The organism is Sphingobium sp. DC-2 (genome assembly GCF_000722555.1).
Classification (GTDB): domain Bacteria; phylum Pseudomonadota; class Alphaproteobacteria; order Sphingomonadales; family Sphingomonadaceae; genus Sphingobium; species Sphingobium quisquiliarum.
The window spans coordinates 20,622-41,985 of sequence record NZ_JNAC01000024.1 but is presented as its reverse complement, the minus strand read 5'-3'; the positions used below and the strand labels follow the sequence as shown (position 1 = coordinate 41,985).

Genomic DNA, 21,364 nt, shown 5'->3' with positions numbered 1-21,364 from the left:
CGAGCTTTAGCCCTTCATCCGGTTGACATCGTCAACGGCGATGGTGCCGCGACCACGGAAATAGATGACGAGGATGGCAAGGCCGATGGCCGCCTCACCCGCCGCAACGGTCAGCACGAACATGCTGAACACCTGCCCCACCAGATCGCCCAGGAAGGCGCTGAAGGCGACGAAGTTGATGTTCACGCTCAGCAGGATCAGTTCGATGGCCATCAGGATGATGATGACATTCTTGCGATTGATGAAGATGCCCAGCACCCCCATCACGAACAGGATCGCACTGACCACCAAATAGTGCTGAAGGCCGATCACAGCTCCACCCCCTGCCCCACGGGCTGATTGACGTTACGCACGGCATCCTGCGGACGGCGGCGGTTCTGCTTCGCAATGACCTGTCCGCGCACGCCGCCGCGTGCACGATGGGTCAGCACGATCGCGCCGATCATCGCGACCAGCAGCACGATGCCGGCCGCTTCGAACAGGAAGATATAGCGCGTGTAAAGAAGCGTCCCGATCGCCTGGATGTTCGACATTTCCGGGTTCACCGGAGCCGCGCGCTGCGCCAGTTCGATAGGGCCTGCGCTCCAGATGCCGATGCCCAGCACGATCTCGGCCAGCAGCACCAGCGCGATCAACATGCCGAAGGGCAGATAATCGACGAATCCGGCGCGCAGCTCGGCAAAATCGATGTCCAGCATCATGACGACGAACAGGAACAGCACGGCGACCGCGCCCACATAGACGATGACGAGCAGCATGGCGATGAATTCGGCGCCCAGCAGCACCATCAGGCCAGCCGCATTGAAGAAGGCCAGGATCAGCCACAGCACCGAATGAACCGGGTTGCGCGACAGGATCGTCAGCGCGCCGCTGCACACCACCAATGTGGCGAACAGGTAAAAGGCGAAGACGTGAATCATGTCAGAGTACCAGCCCCTTCATGCGGCCTTGGATTAACCGCCGTTCGTTTCGAGCGCGGCCGAGAAACGCCGCGCCAGGTTCCAGTTTCTCGACGGCGCTCAAAACGAACGGAGCCGAGTGTAATGGCAAGTGCGCGCCCATTAGCGGTAGGGCGCATCGGCGGCAAGGTTCGCGGCCAGGGCGCGTTCCCATTTGTCACCATTTTCAAGAAGCTTGGCCTTGTCGTAGATAAGCTCCTCGCGGGTTTCGGTCGAAAATTCGAAGTTCGGCCCTTCGACGATGGCATCGACCGGGCAGGCTTCCTGGCAGAAGCCGCAATAGATGCACTTGGTCATGTCGATGTCGTAGCGCGTCGTGCGGCGGCTTCCATCCTCGCGCGGCTGCGCCTCGATGGTGATCGCCTGCGCGGGGCAGATCGCCTCGCACAGCTTGCACGCGATGCAACGTTCCTCCCCGTTGGGATAGCGGCGCAGCGCATGCTCTCCCCGGAACCGCGGCGAAATCGGGTTCTTCTCATAGGGATAGTTGATCGTCGCCTTGGGCTTGAAGAAATATTTCAAGGTCAGGGCATGCGCCTTCACGAACTCCCAGAGGGTGAAGGATTTGACATAATAGCCGAGGCTCATTGAACGCCTCCGTAGCGCGTAAACATCAGGAAGCCCGAAACCAGGAAGACGAAGAAGAGGGAGACCGGCAGGAACACTTTCCAGCCCAGCCGCATCAACTGGTCGTACCGGTAGCGGGGCACCGTCGCCTTCACCCAGGAGAAGACGAAGAAGAAGAACAGGATCTTCGCGAAAAGCCAGATGATGCCCGGCACATAATAGAGCGGCGCCCAGTCGATCGGGGGCAGGTAGCCACCCCAGAACAGGACGGCGTTCAGCGCGCACATCAGCAGCACGTTCGCATATTCGCCCAGCCAGTAGAGCGCGAAGGCCATGGACGAATATTCGGTCTGATAACCGGCCACCAGCTCCGACTCCGCCTCGGTCAGGTCAAAGGGCGCGCGCGCCGTTTCGGCCATGGCTGAAATCAGGAACATGATCGCCATCGGAAAGAGCAGCGGGTTGAAGCCATTGCCGTTCAGGAAGCCATAATAGCCCTTCTGGCTTTCAACGATCATGGTCAGGTTGAAGCTGCCCGCCCACAGCACGACGCAGATCAGGATGAAGCCGATCGAGACTTCATAGCTGATCATCTGCGCGCTGGCGCGGATCGCCGAATAGAAGGGATATTTGGAGTTGGACGCCCAGCCAGCCAGCACGATGCCGTACACCCCCAGCGAACTGATCGCGAGGATGTAGAGCAGGCCGACATTGATGTTGGCCAGCACCACCCCGGCCTGGAACGGCACCACCGCCCAGGCGATCAGCGCGACCGTGAAGGTGATGATCGGCGCGATCAGGAACAGCACCCGGTTGGCGGCCGAAGGAATGATGGTTTCTTGCAGGAACGCCTTGGCCCCGTCGGCGAAAGATTGGAGCAGACCGAAAGGTCCGACGACGTTCGGGCCGCGGCGCAGCGCCATCGCCGCCCAGATCTTGCGGTCGGCATAGATGATCATCGCCACCGCCAGCATCAGCGGCAAGGCGATCAGCAGGATGCCGATGACAGTGGAAAGCAGCCACGCACCGTTGAAGGGCATACCAAGATTTTGGAAGAAAGCGGTCATCGGGCCTTATGTCCTTCCCCCGTTCGCTTCGAGCGAAGTCGAGAAGCATGTTTCGCAAGGTCGGTGCAGCGGTTCTCGACAGGCTCGAACCGGACGGATGTATGTACCTGTTCCATCACTCCGCGGCCTCCGCGAAGCTCTCGCCATGGATCAGCTCGGCCGAACATTGCTGCATCGTCGGGCTGGCGCGGCAGATGGCGTTGGTCAGGTAGAAGTCCTTGATCGGCGAACCGAACTCGCCGCTCGCGCCGGTAGGTAGCCTGGGCATGGACCAGCCATAATCGGCCAGCCCTTCGACGCCCAGCGCCGGAACGGCCTTCGCCATTTCGGCCCGAAGCTGCTCGAAGCTGTCGAACGGCAAGGTCGCGCCCAGCACTTCGGACAGCGCGCGCAGGATCGACCAGTCCTCGCGCGCGTCGCCTGGCGCGAACACGGCCTTTTCGCCGTGCTGCACCCGGCCTTCCAGATTGACGTAGGTGCCCGCCTTTTCGGCATAGCTCGCGCCCGGCAGGATCACGTCCGCCGCATGCGCGCCCTTGTCCCCATGGTGGCCGATATAGACCTTGAAGCTGCCTTCGAACGCCGAATAGTCAACCTCGTCCGCGCCCAGCGACAAGAGCAGCTTCGGCTTCGCCGCCGCCACCGACCTAATCCCGCCGTCCACCGCATAGCCCAGCATCAGCCCGCCCATGCGCGCCGCTGCGAAATGCAGGACATTGTAACCGTTCCAGCCATCTTTGATGAGGCCCAGCGTCTCGACCAGCGCCAGCGTATCGCCATGCGCGCCGTCCTTGGCCAGAACGCCGCCGCCGACGATCACCGCCGGACGTGCCGCCTTTCCGAACGCCTCGACCACCGCTTCCGGCAGCTTGGCCAGCAGCGAAGCGTCATTGCCCAGCCATTCGACCTTGTAGGTCAGGTCCACCTGCGGGCCGAGGGCGAAGACCTTCGCGCCCTTCTTGATCGCCTTGCGGATGCGCGTGTTCACCAGCGGCGCTTCCCAGCGCAGGTTGGTGCCGACCAGCAGGATCGCGTCCGCCGTTTCGATGCCGTTCAGCGTCGTGTTGAAGTTCACCGCCGACAGGCTCGACACGTCATAGGCAAGGCCGGTCTGACGCCCTTCCAGCATCGTCCCGCCCAGCTTCTGGACCAGCAGCTTGGCCGCGAACATCGTCTCGCAATCCAGCAGATCGCCCGCGAGCGCGGCCACCGAACCGCCATGCTTGACGGCGGCGATCGCGGCGAACGCCTCGTTCCATGTCGCCGGCACCAGCTTGCCGTCTCTGCGCACATAGGGCTTGTCGAGCCGCTTGCGAACCAGGCCATCGACATTGTGCCGGGTCTTGTCGCTCGCCCACTCCTCGTTCACGTCATCATTGATGCGTGGAACGGCGCGCAGCACCTGACGGCCACGGCTGTCGAGCCGGATGTTGGTGCCGACCGCGTCCATCACGTCGATCGCCGGGGTCTTGCGCAGTTCCCAAGGACGCGCCTCGAAGGCATAGGGCTTGGACGTCAGCGCGCCGACCGGGCACAGGTCCACCACATTGCCCGACAGTTCGCTTTTCGCGGCATGTTCGAGATAGGTGGTGATCTGCATATTCTCGCCGCGATAGATGGCGCCGATTTCCGGCACGCCCGCGACTTCCTCGGCAAAACGCACGCAACGGGTGCACTGGATGCAGCGGGTCATGACCGTCTTAACGATCGGACCCATATACTTCTCGGTAACGGCGCGCTTGTTCTCGTCGAAGCGGCTGCCGCCACGGCCATAGGCGACCGATTGGTCCTGCAAATCGCACTCGCCGCCCTGGTCGCAGATCGGGCAGTCGAGCGGGTGGTTGATGAGCAGGAACTCCATCACCCCTTCGCGCGCCTTCTTGACCATTTCAGTCTGCGTGAAGATTTCCTGATTGTCCGCTGCCGGGAGCGCACAGCTCGCCTGCGGCTTGGGCGGCCCGGGCTTCACCTCGACCAGGCACATGCGGCAATTGCCCGCGATGCTCAGCCGCTCATGATAGCAGAAGCGCGGAATTTCCTTCCCCGCCAGCTCGCAAGCCTGGAGGACGGTCGCGCCCGCCGGGACTTCGAGTTCTACGCCGTCTACTTTGACCTTGGGCATGATTACTCCGCTGCCTCCATGACGGGGGCGCCACCCTTATTCTCGTTGATCCGCCGCTCGATCTCCGGGCGGAAGTGCCGGATCAGGCCCTGGATCGGCCAGGCCGCCGCGTCGCCGAGCGCGCAGATGGTGTGGCCTTCGACCTGCTTGGTGACCTCATGCAGCATGTCGATTTCGCCGATGTCGGCCTCACCGGTGCGCAGACGCTCCATCACCCGCCACATCCAGCCGGTGCCTTCGCGGCAGGGCGTGCACTGGCCGCAGCTCTCATGCTTGTAGAAGTAGGACAGCCGCGAAATCGCCCGGACGATGTCGGTCGACTTGTCCATGACGATGACCGCCGCCGTGCCGAGGCCGGAGCCAAGCGCTTTCAGGCCATCAAAGTCCATCGGCGCGTCCATGATCTGCGCCGCCGGAACCAGAGGAACCGAAGAACCGCCGGGGATCACCGCCAGCAAATTGTCCCAGCCGCCGCGAATGCCGCCGCAATGCCGGTCGATCAGTTCCTTGAAGCTGATGCCCATGGATTCTTCGACGACGCAGGGCTTGTTCACATGGCCGCTGATCTGGAACAGCTTCGTGCCCTTGTTATTCTCCCGCCCGAAGCTGGAGAACCATTCGGGCCCGCGCCGCAGGATCGTCGGCGAAACCGCGATCGATTCCACATTGTTGACCGTCGTCGGGCAGCCATAGAGGCCCGCGCCCGCCGGGAAGGGCGGTTTAAGGCGCGGCTGGCCCTTCTTGCCCTCCAGGCTTTCGATCTGCGCGGTTTCCTCGCCGCAGATATAGGCGCCCGCGCCGCGATGGACGAAGACGTCGAAATCATAACCGGAGCCGCATGCGTTCTTGCCCAGGAAACCCTTTTCATAGGCCTGCTCGACAGCGGCGAAGAGGACTTTCGCCTCATAGATGAACTCGCCGCGAATATAGATATAGGCGGCCCGCGCCCGCATCGCGAAACCGGCGACCAGCGCGCCCTCGATCAGCTTGTGCGGATCATGACGGATGATCTCGCGGTCCTTGCACGAACCGGGTTCGGATTCGTCCGCATTGATGACCAGGAAGCTCGGACGGCCATCCTTGCTTTCCTTGGGCATGAAGCTCCACTTCATGCCGGTCGGGAAGCCTGCGCCGCCACGGCCGCGCAGACCGCTGGCCTTCATGCGCTCGATGATCTCGTCCTGGCCGATGTCCAGCAGCGCCTTGGTATTATCCCAATCGCCGCGCTTCATCGCCGCGTCGATGCCCCAGTCCTGGAAGCCATAGACGTTTGTGAAGATGCGGTCCTTATCGGCAAGGGGTGCGATGACGTCAGACATCAAGAGTCACTCCACATCCGAACGGAGTTTCCTTGGAAGGCATGCGGTTCATTACCACTCCCCCCGGTAATCGTGATTTTCGCTGACCATCTCCCTGAGCGTGGTCGGGCCGCCTTCGGGGCAGCTGGTCTGGCGATCGATCTGCGGCCCGATCCTGGGCTGCTTGCCAGCGGCGAGATCGTCGAGGATCGCGCTCATGCTGTCATAGGTCAGGTCTTCATAATTGTCGTCGTTGATCTGGACCATCGGCGCGTTGGCGCAGGCGCCCAGGCATTCGACCTCTGTCAAGGTGAACAGGCCGTCCGGCGTCGTTCCGCCCTTCACCAGCCCCTTGTTCTTGCAGGCCGAAAACACATCATCCGAACCGCGCAGCATGCAGGGCGTCGTGCCGCAGACCTGCACATGATAGCGGCCGACCGGCGCGAGATTATACATGGTGTAGAAGGTCGCGACCTCGTAGACGCGCATGTACGGCATCTCTAGCTGGTCGGCGATATATTCCATCACCGGCACCGGCAGCCAGCCCTGGGTCTGCGTCTCTTCCCCCACCTGACGCTGGGCAAGGTCGAGCAGCGGCATGACCGCCGATTGCTGGCGGCCTGCGGGATAGCGGGCGATCACCTTCCTGGCCTGCTCGGCATTGTCCGCCGTCCAGGCGAAATTGCCCCAGCGGGCGCGCGTTTCCGCTTCGTCAGGGATATGAACTGCGTCAGCCATTAGCGGTCACATTCTCCGAACACGATGTCCATGGCGCCCAGGACAGCGGTGGTGTCGGCCAGCATGTGGCCCTTCATCATGAAATCCATTGCCTGCAAGTGCGAGAAGGCCGTCGGGCGGATCTTGCAGCGGTAGGGCTTGTTGCTGCCGTCGGCGACCAGATAGACGCCGAATTCGCCCTTGGGGCTTTCCGTCGCCACATAGACCTCGCCCGCCGGAACGTGGAAACCTTCGGTATAAAGCTTGAAATGATGGATCAGCGCTTCCATCGACCGCTTCATCTCGCCGCGCTTGGGCGGCACCACCTTGCGGTCGAAGCTGGCGATGGGTCCTTCCGGCATCTGTTGCAGGCACTGCTTCATGATGCGGGCCGACTGGCGCACTTCCTCGACGCGGACCATGAAACGGTCATAGCAGTCGAAATTGGTGCCGACCGGAATGTCGAATTCCATGCGGTCATAAACGTCATAGGGCTGCGACTTGCGGATGTCCCACGGAATGCCGGACCCGCGGATCATCGGGCCGGAAAAGCCCCATTTGAGCGCGTCTTCCTTCGACACAACGCCGATATCGACGTTGCGCTGCTTGAAGATGCGGTTGTCGGCCACCAGGCTGATCGCATCCTCGAACAGGCGGGGCAGGCGCGTGTCCAGCCAGTCGGCAATGTCGGTCAACAGCTTGAGCGGCACGTCCTGATGCACGCCGCCGGGGCGGAACCAGGCCGCATGCATGCGCGCGCCCGATGCGCGCTCATAAAAGTTCATGCAGTCTTCACGGATTTCGAACAGCCACAGGTTGGGCGTCATCGCGCCCACGTCCATGACATGCGAGCCGAGGTTCAGCATGTGATTGCTGATGCGGGTCAGTTCCGCGAAGAACACGCGCAGATACTGCGCGCGCAGCGGCACTTCCAGGTTCAGCAGCTTTTCGATCGCCAGCACATAGCTATGCTCCATGCTGAGCGGCGAGCAATAATCCAGCCGGTCGAAATAGGGCAGCGCCTGAAGGTAGGTCTTGTATTCGATCAGCTTTTCGGTGCCGCGATGCAGCAGGCCGACATGGGGATCGCACCGTTCCACGATCTCGCCGTCCAGCTCCATGACCAGGCGCAGCACGCCATGCGCCGCTGGATGCTGCGGGCCGAAGTTGATCGTGTAATTCTGGATCTCGGTATCGCCCAGCGTCGGATCTTCCGGGCTGGTCTTGCGCTCCAGTTCGTCGAGATAAGTGGACATCAGGACTTGTCCTCGGGCTTGGCGGCGCCTTTGCCTTCGTCAGTATGTTCTTCGGGCTTCACCGGAGCGGCAGGCGACTTTTCCGCGCCCTTGCTGTTGGCGGGTTCGCCCGCGCCGGTATCCCCGGACTTTTCCGTCACCTTGGGCGTCGCGCCAGCGGGCTGGCCCTGCGGCGAAGCGGGCGGCGGCGGGGGAGCGGCGGCAGGCGTCGGCGCGCCGGGCGCCTGGGGCGCCTTCTCGTCACCGGGCAGCAGATATTCCGCGCCTTCCCACGGGCTCATGAAGTCGAACTGGCGGAAATCCTGCGCGAGGCGGACGGGCTTGTAGACGACCCGCTTATCCTCCTCGCTGTACCACATTTCGACATAGCCGGTCAGCGGGAAGTCCTTGCGGAAAGGATGCCCCTTGAAGCCATAGTCGGTCAGGATGCGGCGCAGGTCCTGGTTGCCAGCGAAAACCACGCCGTACATGTCGAACACTTCGCGCTCAAGCCAGCCAGCAACGGGCCAGATGTGCGTGACGGTCGGCACCGGCGTGTCCTCATCCGTCGACACCTTGACGCGGATGCGGTGGTTACGCGTGACGGAGAGCAGATGGTAGCAGACCTCGAACCGCTCTGGACGGTCGGGATAGTCGACGCCCGCAATCTCCATCAACTGTTGATATTCCGCGCGGTCGCGCAGCAGCAGCAGCGCTTCTGCCACTTGCTCGCGGACGACGGTGAAGCTCAACTCGTCGGCATGATCGATGGTCTCGACCAGCATGGGCCCCAGCAGGCCGCCAATTTCCTGCGCGATGCCCTCAATGGCCGCGATCTTCGGTGCAGAATGACCCATATCAGCGCTCGATTGTCCCGATCCGGCGGATCTTCCGCTGCAACTGCATCACGCCGTAGAGCAGCGCTTCGGCGGTCGGCGGGCAGCCGGGCACATAGATGTCCACCGGCACGATCCGGTCGCAGCCGCGCACCACCGAATAGCTATAGTGATAATAGCCGCCGCCGTTGGCGCAGGACCCCATGGAGATCACATATTTGGGCTCCGACATCTGGTCGTAGACCTTGCGAAGCGCCGGGGCCATCTTGTTGCACAGCGTGCCCGCGACGATCATCACGTCCGACTGGCGCGGGGACGCGCGTGGCGCGACGCCGAACCGCTCCATATCGTAACGCGGCATGTTGGAATGGATCATCTCGACCGCGCAGCAGGCAAGGCCGAAGGTCATCCACCACAATGACCCCGTCCGCGCCCATTTGAACAGTTCTTCGGTCGAGGTGACAAGGAAGCCCTTGTCGCTGACTTCGCTGTTCAGCGCATTGAAGAAATCCTGGTCGGGCTGCGTCCCCGCGGGCAGCATCGTGCCGGGCGCGGGACTTGTCAGTTCTACTCCCAATCGAGGGCTCCCTTCTTCCACGCATAGACGAGGCCGAGCACCAGCTCCGCTATGAAGATCATCATCGTCGCCCAACCGGCCCAGCCAATCTGGTCAAGGCTGACCGCCCAGGGATAAAGGAACGCCGCTTCCAGATCGAAGATGATGAACAGGATCGCGACGAGGTAGAAACGCACGTCGAACTGGCTGCGCGGTTCTTCGAAGGCGGGAAAGCCGCACTCATATTCGCTGAGCTTGGCCGGGTCCGGCTTGTGTGCGCCCGTCAGGCGGCCCACCAGCATCGGCAGGAACACGAACGTGACGGAAAGCAGCAAGGCGATCCCCAGAAAGATCAGGATCGGCAGATATTGGGCTAGATCGACCAACGGAATCCCCTGGGCGAAAATGACTATGGGCGCGCTTTAGGCCTGCCGCATAAGCGAAGCAAGGCCCGGAGGCGTGAGAATGATTCGCAACAATTCACTTCTTGTACGCAGAAACAATTGGCCGCCTCAGCGCAGCGCTCCAGCCACAAGCTTGTGCAATTTGCTATGGATAGCGTCGTTGCCTGCGATCACTTCCCGGCGCTCGATCGGCTGGTCGCCGCCACGGAAGTCAGTGACGAAGCCGCCCGCCTCGCGCACCAGCAGGATGCCTGCCGCGACGTCCCAGGGTTGAAGGCCGCTTTCCCAATAGCCGTCATAGCGCCCCGACGCGACATGGGCGAGGTCCAGCGCCGCCGCGCCAAAGCGGCGGATGCCCGCCACCGACGGACCCACCGCGCCGAAGACGCGCGTCCACTGCGCGAAATCGCCATGGCCAAGGAAGGGGATGCCGGTGGCGATCAGGCAATCGCCCAGGTCGCGGCGGGCCGACACGCGCAGTCGCTGGTCATGCCGCCATGCGCCACGGCTCTTTTCCGCCCAATAGCTTTCGTCAGTGACCGGCTGATAGATGAGGCCGGTGGTGACTTCCCGCTTGTTGCCGCCATAGAGCGGCTCCTCGACCGCGATGGAAATGGCGAAATGCGGGATGCCGTGCAGGAAATTGGTGGTGCCGTCGAGCGGATCGATGATCCAGCGCGGCTTGGTGGGATCGCCCTCGATCACCCCGCCTTCTTCCAGCAGGAAGCCCCAGTCGGGCCGCGCCTTCTGCAATTCTTCCACCAGCGTGCGCTCGGCCTGCTGGTCGGCCTTGGACACGAAATCCGCCGGGCCCTTGCGGGACACTTGCAGATGTTCGACTTCGCCGAAATCGCGGCGCAGCTTCGCGCCAGCCTTGCGCGCGGCGCGCTCCATGACGGTGAGAAGGCCGGAATGGGATACCATTTTCTATTCTCCCCCCTCCCGCTTGCGGGAGGGGAGATTGTCATCAATCCGCCCGCTTCACATATTCCCGCTCATACACATCCACGACGATGCGGGTTCCGGTGACGATGTGCGGCGGCACCATGACGCGCACGCCATTGTCCAGGATTGCGGGCTTGTAGCTGGCCGAAGCGGTCTGCCCCTTCACCACGGCGTCGGCCTCGACCACGGTCGCCTCGACCGTTTCGGGCAGCTGCACGGAGATCGGGCGTTCCTCATACATTTCCAGCATGACCATCATGCCGTCCTGCAAGAAAGCCGACGCTTCGCCCACCAGGTCCTGCGGCAGGTTGATCTGCTCATAGGTTTCCGTGTCCATGAAGACGAGCATGTCGCCCTCTGCATAGAGATATTGGAAATCCTTGGTGTCGAGGCGGATGCGCTCGACCGTCTCGGCGGAGCGGAAGCGCACGTTGTTCTTGCGCCCGTCGATCAGGTTCTTGAGTTCCACCTGCATATAGGCGCCGCCCTTGCCGGGCTGGGTGTGCTGGATCTTGACGGCACGCCACAGGCTTCCGTCATATTCGATATTGTTGCCGGGACGAATCTCGACGCCGCTGATCTTCATGGGAAGAGCCTGCCTATATGCTTGAAGGTGAAAAGAGCCGGCCTCTTTAAGGCTTGGGGGCCTCTACATCGTGCCGCCGCCAAGGGCAAGTGGGGTCATCGGGGCGGATGCGCCAGCAGCGGATAGGGATTGATGGCGCGCCCGCCATGCCATGGCTCGCCCGGCATCATCTCAAGCACGGCGAAGTGGAGATGCGGCGCGGCCGGGTCGGCATTGCCGCTGCTCCCCACGGTGGCGATCTTCTGCCCGCGCCGCACCGTCTGCCCTTCGGCCAGCCCCGGCGCATAGCCGTCCAGATGCGCATAATAATAGATGCGGCGCCCATCGCCCGACCGCTCATAGATGGTAAGGCCGCCGTCCGCGCTGGAGAACAGCTTCTCGACCCGTCCGTCGGCGGCCGCCAGCACCGCCGTTCCGCGCGCCGCCATGATGTCGATCGCGTCGTGCGGACGCGCGCCGCCCGCCCGCGACTGGGTGAATGTGTCGGTCAGCGCCGCCGGGGGCACGCCCTCCACCGGGATCAGCAGCGCGCCCGCATTCGCCGCAGCGCGTTGGGGAGGCGCCGCAGGCGGCCTTTCCGGGCCGCCCCCTGGCACGATCCGCACGCACATTTTCAGGAACAGGACCAGCAGCAGGATGGCGAGCGCTATGCCCGCCCACCCGCGCCGTCCCGGCCTCCTCATGCCTGGAACACGGCCTTCACCCCGCTTTTCACCATCTGCGCCAGCCGCGCGGCATCCCAATTGGTCAGGCGGATGCAGCCGTGGCTTTCGGTGCGGCCGATGGTCTGCGGCTCGGGCGTGCCGTGAATGCCGTAATGGGGTTTCGAAAGGTCGATCCAGACCACGCCGACCGGACCGTTCGGCCCCGGTTTGAGCACGGCTTTCTCATCCTTGGCGTCAGCGTCCCAGAAGAGGTCGGGATTATAGTGGAAATCCGGGTTGCGGCTGATCCCCTTGATCTCCCATGTGCCCAGCGGCAGCGGATCATGCTGCGATCCCATGGTTGCGGGGAACTGGGCGATCAGCTTGTCCTGCGCGTCGAAGACCCGCAGCACCCCGTCCGACTTGTCCACCACGATATGGTCCGCCTGCGGCTGGTCCTTGGCCACCGCCAGGCTGGCGAGCGTGCTGCCCCAGCCCCGCTCATCTCCCTCGATCCGGGCCACCGGCTGATTGCCGATGGCCGGCACGCGCACCGTCGCCCCCGGCCCCAGCTTCGTGCCCGGGGCGTTCAGCGCCACCAGCACTTCGGGCTTAGTATGGAAGCGTTCGGCCAGCTTCTCGATCAGGTTGCGGTAGCCAAGCGCAGGCAGCTTCGCCTGATCGGCATATTCCTTGGGGATATTGCTATACGGCCCGCGCGCAAAGCCTTCGGGGATCGTCACCAGCCATGTCGCCGGGGGCGGGCTGTCCCCCAGCAGCGCCTTGGCGGTCACTTCGTCATATTTGCCTGTCTCCGGCAAGCCCCTGGCTTCCTGGAATCCCTTGAGCGCCGCCGTGAAGGACATGCCCTCCTTCCCGTCGAGAACGCCGGGGGAGAAGCCCGCCCGGTCGAGCGCCACCTGCGCCTGGAGGATTGAGTCCGCCCGCGCGGGCGCGCCACCCGGTTCCGGCACGATGGTGAAGGCAAAGGGGTCGCCCCCCTGATTTGCCGCCGCGCTCTGCTGCTCGCTGTCCGAGGGCGCGCGCCCGCTTTCGTTGGCATCAGTGACGGAAACGTTGCAGGCGGTGCACAGCAGCGTGAGCGCAAGCAGATGTGTCTTCAAGGCGAAACTCTCCCGATGGTTGGGAAAGGAAACGCGCAAATGCCAGGAAAGCTGCCTGCCTCCCTTCCGATGCGTCAGGCCTTGCCCAGAACCCCCGCAAAAGCCGCCACCCCGGCGCGCGCTCCGTCCGGGTGGCTCCACACAGCGCTGCTCACCGCCAGGAAATCCGCGCCCGCCTCCACCAGCGGCGCGGCATTGGCGGCGGTGATCCCGCCGATCGCCACGCAGGGAAGCTCGAACACGGCCGTCCACCAGCTCAGGATCGACGGGTCCGGCCGGTACAGCGTCTCCTTGGTCGTGGTCGGATAGAAAGCGCCGAACGCGACATAGTCCGCGCCCGCCTCCCCCGCTTCCATCGCAAGGTGGCGGCTGTCATGGCAGGTGACGCCGATCTGCATGGACGGGCCCAATATCTTGCGCGCCTCACGCGGGTCGCCATCGCCCTGCCCCAGATGCACGCCGTCCGCGCCCAGCCGCTTGGCCAGAGCGATGCTGTCGTTGATGACGAACGCAACCTCCTGCTCGGCGCACAGCTTCTGCAATGGCTCCGCCGCGCGCGCGACCACCTCTTCGTCCGCGCCCTTCAGCCGCAACTGGAACGCCGCCACATTCCCGCCGTCGAACGCTTCGGCCAATTGCCGCACGAAATCCTCCCCGATTACCGGCGGGGAGATGAGGTAAAGCTGGCAGGGCGGGCGGAAGCCCTTTTCGAACTGGTCGGCGAAATGGGGGTCAAGCGCCAGTTCTTCGTCAGTGAAGTCGGTCATGCGCCGCCCCTTAGCGCGTTTCGGCACCCAAGGAAAACTATGGAACCGCTTCACGGCCCGGCAGCTTGTCTCGGCTATGATCAGGATCGGCTGTTCAGGTTGGAACTATCGTCACTGGCGCGGCCGCTTCTATCCCGAAAAGCTTGCCAGAAGCGCTGGTTCGCCTTCTATGCCGAACATTTCGACACGGTGGAGATCAACAACAGCTTCTACCGCCTGCCCAGGCCGGAGACGGTGGATGGCTGGCGCGATCAGGCTCCGTCCGGCTTCTGCTATGCCGCCAAGGCGAACCGCTACCTCACCCAGGCGCTGAAACTGAAAAATTGCGAGGAACCGATGGAGCGGATGATGGAATCCTTCCGCCATTTCGGCCCGGCGCTGGGACCTGTGCTCTATCAGCTACCGCCCAGCATCCGGCTTGATCTCGACCGGCTGGACAGCTTCCTCAAGCTCCAGCCCGCGGACATCACGCCCGTCTTCGAATTCCGCCACCCAAGCTGGTATCAGGACGGCACCTATGAACTGCTCGAACGCCATGGCGCGATCTTCTGCGTCCATGACATGGCCGGATCGGCCAGCCCGCGCATCGCGACGGGCAGCGCCGCCTATGTCCGCTTCCACGGCGCGGGCGGCAAATATTGGGGCCGCTATCCCGAAGCGCAGCTACGCGACTGGGCGGAGTGGATGCGCGATCAGGCGCGCCATGGCCGCGCCGTCTGGGCCTATTTCAACAATGACATGGAAGCGCATGCGATAGCGGACGCGCTCGCGCTCAAAGCCATGGCCGCTTAGGCCATTGTCCCATATATCGGTCGTGGCTCTTGATTGATCGCGCACGAGCGGCGATAGTTGATCCGCCGGAAATAGAGCAGCAGGTCGGTAGTTCCTGCACCCCACCGGGGTTCTTCCCAGCCGCGGCGTCACCCCAATTCGGGGAGGCGCTGTCCCGTGGGTTGGCGCTTCCTCGAACCAGGCGAGGAAGGGTTATGATAATCTCACTTGTTGCTCTGCTCAGCGCGACGCTTTTCACTGGCGCAGCTTTCTACATCACGCTGGTCGAGCATCCCGCGCGGCTTGGCCTGGGCGACGGGCCGATGCTTCAACAATGGCAGCCAAGCTATAAGCGCGCACTACCCATCCAGTCTGGCTTGGCCGTGATTGGCGGAGTGGCAGGCCTGATCGCAGGCTATCTCACGAAAGACTGGCTCTGGGTGGCAGGGAGTGTCGCCCTTCTTGCGAACTGGCCCTTCACGCTGTGGGCCATCTTCCCCGTCAATAAGCGGCTCATGGCCCTGAACCCACGTCTCGCCGACTTCGAAAGTCGCGCGATGCTCGTCCAGTGGGGCCGGCTTCATGGTGTCAGAAGTTTTCTGGGAGCCGCAGCCATGCTTTTGTTTGCCTTGCCATTCATGCGATGACACGCAGATTCGCCACGCTTTTTATGTGTCACAGTCTCGCTGACCGTGATCGTCTTGTACGGAAGCCTCCGCATCAAGGCTCGCTATCCATCATCCGGGCTTGTCGAAGGTCCGGGATGAAGATCACTCAAACATGATCATGCTCTAAGCACGCGGCGCTATGTCGAAATGCAGCACATCCTCGCGCGCGCCCAGCCTGGTGTAGAGCGCGACCGCAGGCTCATCCTCCAGATCCGCCTGCACATAGATCACCCACGCGCCCGCAGCGATGGCGACCGGCCGCAACGCGTCGATCAGCGCGGTGGCGATGCCTTGCCGCCGCCGGTCTGCCGCCACGGCGAGATCGTAAATGTAGATTTCGCTGCGCTGCTGCTCGAACTTGCGCAATTCATACGCGGCCAGCGCGCCGACAACCCTGTCCCCCTCCAAAGCGGCCAGCGCGATGAAGCGGGGATCGGCCAGCAGATCGGTCAGATAGCCGTCGGACGGCGGCAGGCCGGCATAGGATTGCAGGTCATCGAAGACCTCCGCGAACAGCGCATTCACTGCCCGCATCGTCGCGACGCCGTCCGGTCCGATGCGGATGACGGCGGCCCCGGAATGGCTCCCTGCCGCCGTCATCGCCGGATCAGGCCGCCTTCTTGGTGGAGGCGGTGTAGATTTCGTCGATCGCCTGACCCAGCGAGGCGTTGAACTCGTCATCGCTCATCTGATGGCGCAGGTCGTTCAACAGCGCGCGGCTGAAACTGGCGATGATTCCCCGGTTCTTGGCCAGTTCGACACAGGCTTCCGCGCGCGAAAAACCGCCGGACAGCGCCACGACGCGCAGCACGCGGGGATGATCGACCAGCGGATCGAACAGGCCGGGCTTCGTCGGCAACGACAATTTCAGCATCACCTGATCGTCGCCCGGCAAGGCGTCGAGCGCCTTCACCAGTTCCTCCAGCAGGATCTGGTCGGCATCGGCCCGCTCAGGGCTCTTGATGTTCACTTCGGGCTCGATCATCGGCACCAGCCCGGCGGCCAGAACCTGCTGCCCCACTTCGAACTGCTGCTTCACGACAGCGGCGATGCCCTCGCGATTGGCGAGATTGATAACCGAACGCTCCTTGGTCCCGAACACGCCCAGCGACTTGGCGCGCTTCAGCAGCGTGTCGAGTTCCGGCATCGGCTTCATCAGCTGCACGCCGTTCGCTTCATCCTCCAGACCCTTGTCGATCTTGATGAAGGGCACGACGCCGCGCTCGATCAGCGCCTGCGGCACCGGCTTGCCGCCTGCCTCGCCGTCCATGGTCCGCTCGAACAGGATCGCGCCGATCACCTTCTCACCCGAAAAGGCGGGCGAGGTGATGATGCGGCTGCGCATGTCGTGGATCAGGCCGAACATTTCCTCATCGTTCGACCATGCTCCTTCTTCGATGCCATAGCCTTTCAGCGCCTTAGGCGTCGAACCGCCGCTCTGGTCCAGCGCGGCGATAAAGCCGTTGCCGCCCGCAATCTTGTTCTTCATGTCCTGATCCAGCATCTGCACATACCTTCTCTGTAGGGTTGCGCCGCCACGATGGCAGCGACGGAAAATGAAAGGGGCCGCCAATCACGGGCGGCCCCTGATATTCAAGCCATCAGCGCCTTGACGCCTGGCAGTTCCTTACCTTCCATCCATTCGAGGAAAGCGCCGCCAGCGGTGGATACGAAGGTAAAGTCGCCCGCCACGCCCGCATGGTTAAGCGCCGCGACGGTATCGCCGCCGCCCGCCACGGACGTAAGCTGCCCTTCCTTGGTCAAGGCCGCCGCCGTCTTCGCCAGGGCCACGGTCGCCTTGTCGAACGGAGCGATCTCGAACGCGCCCAGCGGCCCATTCCACACCAAGGTGCGGCAGTTCTTGAGCGCATCGCCCAGCGCCTCGACAGCCGCCGGTCCCACGTCCAGGATCATCTCGTCAGCCGCGACCTCATGCACATTGCAGGTCCGCACCGATGGCGGATTGGCCGCGAACTCCTTCGCCACCACCACGTCATAGGGCAGATGGATCGTGCAACCGGCCTTCTCCGCCGCGTCGAAAATCGCCTCGGCCGTGTCCGCCAGATCCTTCTCGCACAGCGACTTGCCGACATCCACGCCACGCGCGTGCAGGAAGGTATTCGCCATGCCGCCGCCGATGATCAGATGATCGACCTTGGCGACGAGGTTGTTCAGCACGTCGAGCTTGGTGGAAACCTTCGCCCCGCCGACAACCGCCGCTACCGGCTTCACCGGCTCGCCCAGCGCCGCCTGCAACGCGTCCAGTTCCTTCTCCATCGACCGGCCAGCAAAGGCGGGCAGCTTGTGCGCCAGTCCTTCGGTCGAGGCATGGGCGCGGTGCGCGGCCGAAAAAGCGTCGTTCACATAGAAGTCGCCGATCGCAGCCATGGCTTCCGCCAGCGCCGGATCATTCTTTTCCTCGCCGGGATGGAAGCGGGTATTTTCCAGAATGGAAATGTCACCGGGACGCATCACCGCGATGCCATCGACCGCAGCCTCGCCGCAGCAATCGGGAATGAACTGAACGTCGCGACCCAGCACCTGCGTCAACGGGCGGGTGATCTTCGACAGCGAATATTCCGGGTTCTTCTGACCCTTGGGCCGCCCGAAATGCGCCAGGATCAGTACCTTCGCGCCACGATCGGCCAGTTCCAGGATCGTCGGCATCGCCGCCCGCAGGCGGGTGTCGTCGGTCACCGATCCATCCTGCATCGGCACGTTCAAATCTTCGCGCACCAGCACGGTCTTGCCGCTGATGTCGCCCATATCGTCCAGCGTCTTGAAGGGCTTGGCCACGTCTCGTTTCTCCGCCTCTATTGTTTGGACTTCCCTCCAACCGTTCGGGCTGAGCGAAGTCGAAGCCCTTGGCCGAGCGGAGCGAGGCCAGATCGGCCTTCGCTCCGCTCAGGCGAGCCCTTCGACAAGGCTCAGGGCGAACGGATAAAGGTTCGCCCAGGCTTGCCGCCTTACAGCAGCCCGGCAACCACGCCGGTCGTATCGACCATGCGGTTGGAGAAGCCCCATTCATTGTCGTACCAGCTCAGCACGCGCACCAGCTTGCCGTCGATCACCGCCGTTTCCAGGCTGTCGATGGTCGAGCTGGCCGGATCGCCATTGAAGTCGATCGAAACCAGCGGCTCGTCGGTATAGGCCAGCACGCCCTTAAGCGCGCCTTCGGCAGCGGCCTTGAGCAGGCTGTTCACTTCCTCGACGCTCGTGTCGCGCTTGGGCGTGAAGGTCAGGTCGACGACCGACACGTTCGGGGTCGGCACGCGGATCGCCGAACCGTCCAGCTTGCCCTTCAGTTCGGGCAGCACCTCGCCCACCGCACGGGCAGCGCCGGTGGTGGTCGGGATCATCGACATGGCGGCCGCGCGCGAACGGCGGGCGTCGCTGTGGATCTGGTCCAGGATCTTCTGATCGTTGGTATAGCTGTGGATCGTCGTCATCAGGCCACGTTCGATGCCGATGCTGTCGTTCAGCACCTTGGCGAGCGGGGCAAGGCAGTTGGTGGTGCACGAGGCGTTGGAAATAACGACATCGTCGGCGGTCAGCGTCTCATGATTGACGCCGAACACGACGGTCTTGTCCACGCCCTTGGCCGGAGCCGAGATGACGACGCGCTTGGCGCCCGCCGCCAGATGCTTCGACGCCGATTCCCGATCGGTGAAGAAGCCGGTGCACTCCAGCGCAATCTCAACGCCCTGCGCCGCGTGGGGCAGCTTGGCCGGGTCACGCTCAGCGGTCACGGCGATGCGCTTGCCGTTGACGACCAGCACGTCGCCATCGACGCTGACGTCGCCGGGGAAAGCGCCATGGACGCTGTCACGCTTGAACAGCAGGGCGTTCGCCTTAGCGTCGCCCAGATCGTTGATGCTGACCAGCTCCAGGTCATGGTCGGTGCGCGACAGGATTGCGCGCGCCACCAGGCGGCCGATACGTCCGAAACCGTTAATTGCTACCTTCGTTGCCACTGCACTAGCCTCCTGATTGGTAGATGTTCTTCTCAATGATCCAGCGCGGCCGCAACCTGCGGCGCGATCTTGGCGGCGGTCAGGCCGAAATGCTCATACAGCACTTCCGCCGGAGCCGAAGCGCCGAACGTGTCGATGCCAAAGCGCAGGCCCGCAATGCCGGTATAGCGTTCCCAGCCGAACGTCGTCCCTGCCTCAATCGAGACACGCAGGACATGGTGCGGAAGGAGATCATCCTTATACGCCTGCGGCTGCGCCTCGAAATGCGCCCAGCTCGGCATCGACACCACGTCCGCGCCGATGCCCTGGCTTTCCAGCAGATCGGCCGTCGCGACCGCGATCTCGACTTCGGAACCCGTGGCGATCAACACAACCTTGCGATCCGCCTTGGCGGCGCGCAGGCGATAGGCGCCCCTCGCGCAGAGATTCTCGCCCGCCTTCTCCGTCCGCAACTGCGGCAGGTTCTGGCGGGTCAGCGCCAGCACGGACGGACCATCCTTGTCCTGCAACGCCAGCTCCCAGCATTCCGCCGTCTCGACCACATCCGCCGGGCGATAGACGTCCAGGTTCGGGATCATGCGCAGCGACATGACATGCTCGATCGGCTGGTGGGTCGGACCATCCTCGCCAAGGCCGATGGAGTCATGGGTCAGCACATGGATGACCCGCTGCTGCTGGAGCGCGGCCAGACGGATGCCGCCACGCATATAGTCGGAGAACACAAGGAAAGTGCCGCCATAAGGGATGACGCCGCCATGCAGCGCCAGCCCATTCATCGCGCAGGCCATGCCGAACTCGCGGATGCCATAATAGACATAGCGGCCGGAATAATCGTCCCTGGTGAGCGGACCGGTGCTCTTGGTCTTGGTGTTGTTGGAGCCGGTCAGGTCCGCCGAACCGCCCAGCGTTTCGGGCAGCAGGTCGTTGATCGCGCCCAGCGCCAGTTCGCTCGCCTTGCGGGTCGCGACCTTCTGCGGATTGGCGATCAGCGTGTCGATATAGTTGGAGAGCGAGAAACCGGCGGGCAATTCCCCCGCCATGCGCCGCTCGAACTCCGCCTTCTGGCCATTGCCCGCCAGACGGTCTTCCCAGCCCGCGCGCACGTCCGCGCCGCGCGCACCAATGCGCCGCCATTCGGCCGCCACATCTTCGGGAATGACGAAGGGTTCGGCCGTCCAGCCCAGGAACTCGCGCGCCGCAGCCACTTCCTCGACGCCCAGCGCCGAACCATGGACGCCAGACGTACCAGCCTTGTTGGGCGCGCCATAGCCGATCTTGGTGGCGCAGGCGACCAGCGACGGGCGCGGATCGGCCAGCGCCTCGTCAATCGCGCGTCGCACGTCCGCCACATCATGGCCGTCGCACGAAACCACATGCCAGCCGGTCGCGGCATAGCGGGCGCGCACATCTTCGCTGCTCGACAGGTCGACCGCGCCGTCGATGGTGATCTTGTTATCGTCCCACAACACGATCAGGCGGCCGAGGTTCAGGTGCCCCGCAAGCCCGATCGCCTCATGATTGACGCCCTCCATCAGGCAGCCGTCGCCAGCGATCACCCATGTACGGTGATCGACCAGATCGTCGCCGAAGGTCGAATTGAGGTGCCGCTCGGCGATCGCCATGCCGACCGCGGTCGCCAGGCCCGAACCCAGCGGCCCGGTCGTCGCTTCCACGCCCGCCAGTTCGAAATTCTCAGGATGCCCGGCGCAGGGGCTGCCGAGCTGGCGGAAGTTGCGAATGTCCTCAATGGTCGGGCGCGCATAGCCGGTCAGGTGCAGCAGCGAGTAGATCAGCATCGACCCATGGCCCGCCGACAGCACGAAACGGTCGCGATCGGCCCATTTGGGCTGGCTTGGGTCGAACTTCAGATAATCCTTGAACAGCACCGTCGCGACGTCCGCCATGCCCATCGGCATGCCCGGATGGCCGCTGTTCGCCGCCTGCACTGCATCCATGGAAAGCGCCCTGATGGCGCTGGCGAGCGACTTTTCGGAAACGGTCATCTGGGCTGGCGTCTTTCCTGCTCTAAAAAGCGGCCCCCTGCTGAGCCGACGAATCGAAATCGGGTCCCCTTTGTCGCCTCTGGCACGGGGCGTCAACCACGGCAGGCCGCAACGCCGGGCC

The 21,364-nt window shown here is 63.5% G+C and carries 23 protein-coding genes; 2 read left to right on the top strand and 21 right to left on the bottom strand.

Features of this window, described 5'->3' with window-relative positions:
* Positions 1–6 precede the first annotated feature (6 nt).
* The 16 genes from nuoK to thiE all read right to left on the bottom strand — a co-directional run bounded on the left by nuoK (position 7) and on the right by thiE (position 13,827).
* Positions 7–312 carry an NADH-quinone oxidoreductase subunit NuoK gene (gene nuoK / locus ET21_RS0103270; protein ID WP_021239950.1) on the bottom strand — a complete coding sequence of 102 codons (306 nt, stop codon included), beginning with the start codon at positions 310–312 and terminating at the stop codon, positions 7–9.
* Positions 309–920: an NADH-quinone oxidoreductase subunit J gene (locus tag ET21_RS0103265; RefSeq protein ID WP_021239949.1), complete on the bottom strand. Its 612-nt coding sequence runs from the start codon at positions 918–920 to the stop codon at positions 309–311. Before ET21_RS0103265 ends, nuoK begins: the two co-directional genes overlap by 4 nt.
* Before the next feature lie 141 nt (positions 921–1,061).
* Positions 1,062–1,547: an NADH-quinone oxidoreductase subunit NuoI gene (gene nuoI / locus ET21_RS0103260; protein ID WP_021239948.1), complete on the bottom strand. Its 486-nt coding sequence runs from the start codon at positions 1,545–1,547 to the stop codon at positions 1,062–1,064.
* Positions 1,544–2,593, bottom strand: a complete 1,050-nt coding sequence (gene nuoH / locus ET21_RS0103255; protein ID WP_030538562.1) for an NADH-quinone oxidoreductase subunit NuoH — start codon at positions 2,591–2,593, stop codon at positions 1,544–1,546. The genes nuoI and nuoH overlap by 4 nt, the downstream gene beginning before the upstream one ends.
* Before the next feature lie 115 nt (positions 2,594–2,708).
* Positions 2,709–4,715 (bottom strand): NADH-quinone oxidoreductase subunit NuoG, encoded by a 2,007-nt coding sequence (gene nuoG, locus ET21_RS0103250; protein WP_030538561.1) that lies wholly within the window; start codon positions 4,713–4,715, stop codon positions 2,709–2,711.
* 2 nt (positions 4,716–4,717) lie between these two features.
* Positions 4,718–6,034, bottom strand: coding sequence for an NADH-quinone oxidoreductase subunit NuoF (nuoF, locus tag ET21_RS0103245; protein WP_030538560.1), 1,317 nt, complete (start codon positions 6,032–6,034; stop codon positions 4,718–4,720).
* 51 nt (positions 6,035–6,085) lie between these two features.
* The gene (nuoE, locus tag ET21_RS0103240; protein WP_021239944.1) at positions 6,086–6,751 is read right to left on the bottom strand and encodes an NADH-quinone oxidoreductase subunit NuoE; all 666 of its coding nucleotides are present in this window, start codon (positions 6,749–6,751) and stop codon (positions 6,086–6,088) included.
* Entirely contained in the window at positions 6,751–7,986 is a 1,236-nt protein-coding gene (locus tag ET21_RS0103235) for an NADH-quinone oxidoreductase subunit D (RefSeq protein WP_030538559.1), read from the bottom strand. Before ET21_RS0103235 ends, nuoE begins: the two co-directional genes overlap by 1 nt.
* Entirely contained in the window at positions 7,986–8,822 is an 837-nt protein-coding gene (locus ET21_RS0103230) for an NADH-quinone oxidoreductase subunit C (RefSeq protein WP_030538558.1), read from the bottom strand. The genes ET21_RS0103235 and ET21_RS0103230 overlap by 1 nt, the downstream gene beginning before the upstream one ends.
* Position 8,823: 1 nt before the next feature.
* On the bottom strand, positions 8,824–9,342 hold the full coding sequence (locus tag ET21_RS0103225; protein ID WP_021237788.1) for an NADH-quinone oxidoreductase subunit B family protein: 519 nt from the start codon (positions 9,340–9,342) through the stop codon (positions 8,824–8,826).
* A gap of 26 nt (positions 9,343–9,368) precedes the next feature.
* Complete coding sequence (locus ET21_RS0103220; RefSeq protein ID WP_021237787.1) at positions 9,369–9,743, bottom strand: NADH-quinone oxidoreductase subunit A; 375 nt, start codon at positions 9,741–9,743, stop codon at positions 9,369–9,371.
* Between the two features lie 126 nt (positions 9,744–9,869).
* Positions 9,870–10,685, bottom strand: coding sequence for an inositol monophosphatase family protein (locus ET21_RS0103215; RefSeq protein ID WP_021237786.1), 816 nt, complete (start codon positions 10,683–10,685; stop codon positions 9,870–9,872).
* 43 nt (positions 10,686–10,728) lie between these two features.
* The gene (gene efp / locus ET21_RS0103210) at positions 10,729–11,292 is read right to left on the bottom strand and encodes an elongation factor P (RefSeq protein ID WP_021238169.1); all 564 of its coding nucleotides are present in this window, start codon (positions 11,290–11,292) and stop codon (positions 10,729–10,731) included.
* Between the two features lie 95 nt (positions 11,293–11,387).
* Positions 11,388–11,975 carry a M23 family metallopeptidase gene (locus ET21_RS0103205; RefSeq protein ID WP_030538557.1) on the bottom strand — a complete coding sequence of 196 codons (588 nt, stop codon included), beginning with the start codon at positions 11,973–11,975 and terminating at the stop codon, positions 11,388–11,390.
* The gene (locus ET21_RS0103200) at positions 11,972–13,060 is read right to left on the bottom strand and encodes a L,D-transpeptidase (RefSeq protein ID WP_030538556.1); all 1,089 of its coding nucleotides are present in this window, start codon (positions 13,058–13,060) and stop codon (positions 11,972–11,974) included. The genes ET21_RS0103205 and ET21_RS0103200 overlap by 4 nt, the downstream gene beginning before the upstream one ends.
* 74 nt (positions 13,061–13,134) lie before the next feature.
* A complete protein-coding gene (thiE, locus tag ET21_RS0103195; RefSeq protein ID WP_030538555.1) occupies positions 13,135–13,827 on the bottom strand; it encodes a thiamine phosphate synthase in 693 nt (230 codons plus the stop codon).
* Between the two features lie 39 nt (positions 13,828–13,866).
* Here thiE and ET21_RS25540 point away from each other — a divergent pair, with 39 nt between their 5' ends.
* Together ET21_RS25540 and ET21_RS0103185 are read left to right on the top strand one after the other, a co-directional pair.
* Positions 13,867–14,619, top strand: coding sequence for a DUF72 domain-containing protein (locus tag ET21_RS25540; protein WP_237751477.1), 753 nt, complete (start codon positions 13,867–13,869; stop codon positions 14,617–14,619).
* 194 nt (positions 14,620–14,813) lie between these two features.
* Positions 14,814–15,245 carry a DUF1772 domain-containing protein gene (locus ET21_RS0103185; protein WP_030538554.1) on the top strand — a complete coding sequence of 144 codons (432 nt, stop codon included), beginning with the start codon at positions 14,814–14,816 and terminating at the stop codon, positions 15,243–15,245.
* 144 nt (positions 15,246–15,389) lie between these two features.
* On the opposite strand, the gene ET21_RS0103180 is transcribed toward ET21_RS0103185, so the two are convergent.
* From ET21_RS0103180 to tkt, 5 genes are all read right to left on the bottom strand, one after another.
* Complete coding sequence (locus tag ET21_RS0103180; RefSeq protein ID WP_030538553.1) at positions 15,390–15,866, bottom strand: AAC(3)-I family aminoglycoside N-acetyltransferase; 477 nt, start codon at positions 15,864–15,866, stop codon at positions 15,390–15,392.
* Positions 15,867–15,873: 7 nt separating this feature from the next.
* Positions 15,874–16,770, bottom strand: a complete 897-nt coding sequence (locus ET21_RS0103175; protein ID WP_030538552.1) for a fructose bisphosphate aldolase — start codon at positions 16,768–16,770, stop codon at positions 15,874–15,876.
* An 89-nt stretch (positions 16,771–16,859) separates the two neighbouring features.
* A complete protein-coding gene (gene pgk, locus ET21_RS0103170; protein WP_190288220.1) occupies positions 16,860–18,032 on the bottom strand; it encodes a phosphoglycerate kinase in 1,173 nt (390 codons plus the stop codon).
* A gap of 200 nt (positions 18,033–18,232) precedes the next feature.
* Positions 18,233–19,240: a type I glyceraldehyde-3-phosphate dehydrogenase gene (gap, locus tag ET21_RS0103165; RefSeq protein WP_021236413.1), complete on the bottom strand. Its 1,008-nt coding sequence runs from the start codon at positions 19,238–19,240 to the stop codon at positions 18,233–18,235.
* 32 nt (positions 19,241–19,272) lie between these two features.
* Positions 19,273–21,243 (bottom strand): transketolase, encoded by a 1,971-nt coding sequence (gene tkt / locus ET21_RS0103160; RefSeq protein WP_030538551.1) that lies wholly within the window; start codon positions 21,241–21,243, stop codon positions 19,273–19,275.
* Between the last annotated feature and the right edge of the window lie 121 nt (positions 21,244–21,364).

Coding starts and splice junctions, on each gene's coding strand:
- ET21_RS0103265 (WP_021239949.1), bottom strand. CDS start 920: ATGATTCACGTCTTCGCCTTTTACCTGTTCGCCACATTGGTGGTGTGC.
- nuoI (WP_021239948.1), bottom strand. CDS start 1,547: ATGAGCCTCGGCTATTATGTCAAATCCTTCACCCTCTGGGAGTTCGTG.
- nuoH (WP_030538562.1), bottom strand. CDS start 2,593: ATGACCGCTTTCTTCCAAAATCTTGGTATGCCCTTCAACGGTGCGTGG.
- nuoG (WP_030538561.1), bottom strand. CDS start 4,715: ATGCCCAAGGTCAAAGTAGACGGCGTAGAACTCGAAGTCCCGGCGGGC.
- nuoF (WP_030538560.1), bottom strand. CDS start 6,034: ATGTCTGACGTCATCGCACCCCTTGCCGATAAGGACCGCATCTTCACA.
- nuoE (WP_021239944.1), bottom strand. CDS start 6,751: ATGGCTGACGCAGTTCATATCCCTGACGAAGCGGAAACGCGCGCCCGC.
- ET21_RS0103235 (WP_030538559.1), bottom strand. CDS start 7,986: ATGTCCACTTATCTCGACGAACTGGAGCGCAAGACCAGCCCGGAAGAT.
- ET21_RS0103230 (WP_030538558.1), bottom strand. CDS start 8,822: ATGGGTCATTCTGCACCGAAGATCGCGGCCATTGAGGGCATCGCGCAG.
- ET21_RS0103225 (WP_021237788.1), bottom strand. CDS start 9,342: ATGCTGCCCGCGGGGACGCAGCCCGACCAGGATTTCTTCAATGCGCTG.
- ET21_RS0103215 (WP_021237786.1), bottom strand. CDS start 10,685: ATGGTATCCCATTCCGGCCTTCTCACCGTCATGGAGCGCGCCGCGCGC.
- efp (WP_021238169.1), bottom strand. CDS start 11,292: ATGAAGATCAGCGGCGTCGAGATTCGTCCCGGCAACAATATCGAATAT.
- ET21_RS0103205 (WP_030538557.1), bottom strand. CDS start 11,975: ATGAGGAGGCCGGGACGGCGCGGGTGGGCGGGCATAGCGCTCGCCATC.
- thiE (WP_030538555.1), bottom strand. CDS start 13,827: ATGACCGACTTCACTGACGAAGAACTGGCGCTTGACCCCCATTTCGCC.
- ET21_RS25540 (WP_237751477.1), top strand. CDS start 13,867: ATGGAACCGCTTCACGGCCCGGCAGCTTGTCTCGGCTATGATCAGGAT.
- ET21_RS0103185 (WP_030538554.1), top strand. CDS start 14,814: ATGATAATCTCACTTGTTGCTCTGCTCAGCGCGACGCTTTTCACTGGC.
- ET21_RS0103180 (WP_030538553.1), bottom strand. CDS start 15,866: ATGACGGCGGCAGGGAGCCATTCCGGGGCCGCCGTCATCCGCATCGGA.
- ET21_RS0103175 (WP_030538552.1), bottom strand. CDS start 16,770: ATGCTGGATCAGGACATGAAGAACAAGATTGCGGGCGGCAACGGCTTT.
- pgk (WP_190288220.1), bottom strand. CDS start 18,032: ATGGGCGACATCAGCGGCAAGACCGTGCTGGTGCGCGAAGATTTGAAC.
- tkt (WP_030538551.1), bottom strand. CDS start 21,243: ATGACCGTTTCCGAAAAGTCGCTCGCCAGCGCCATCAGGGCGCTTTCC.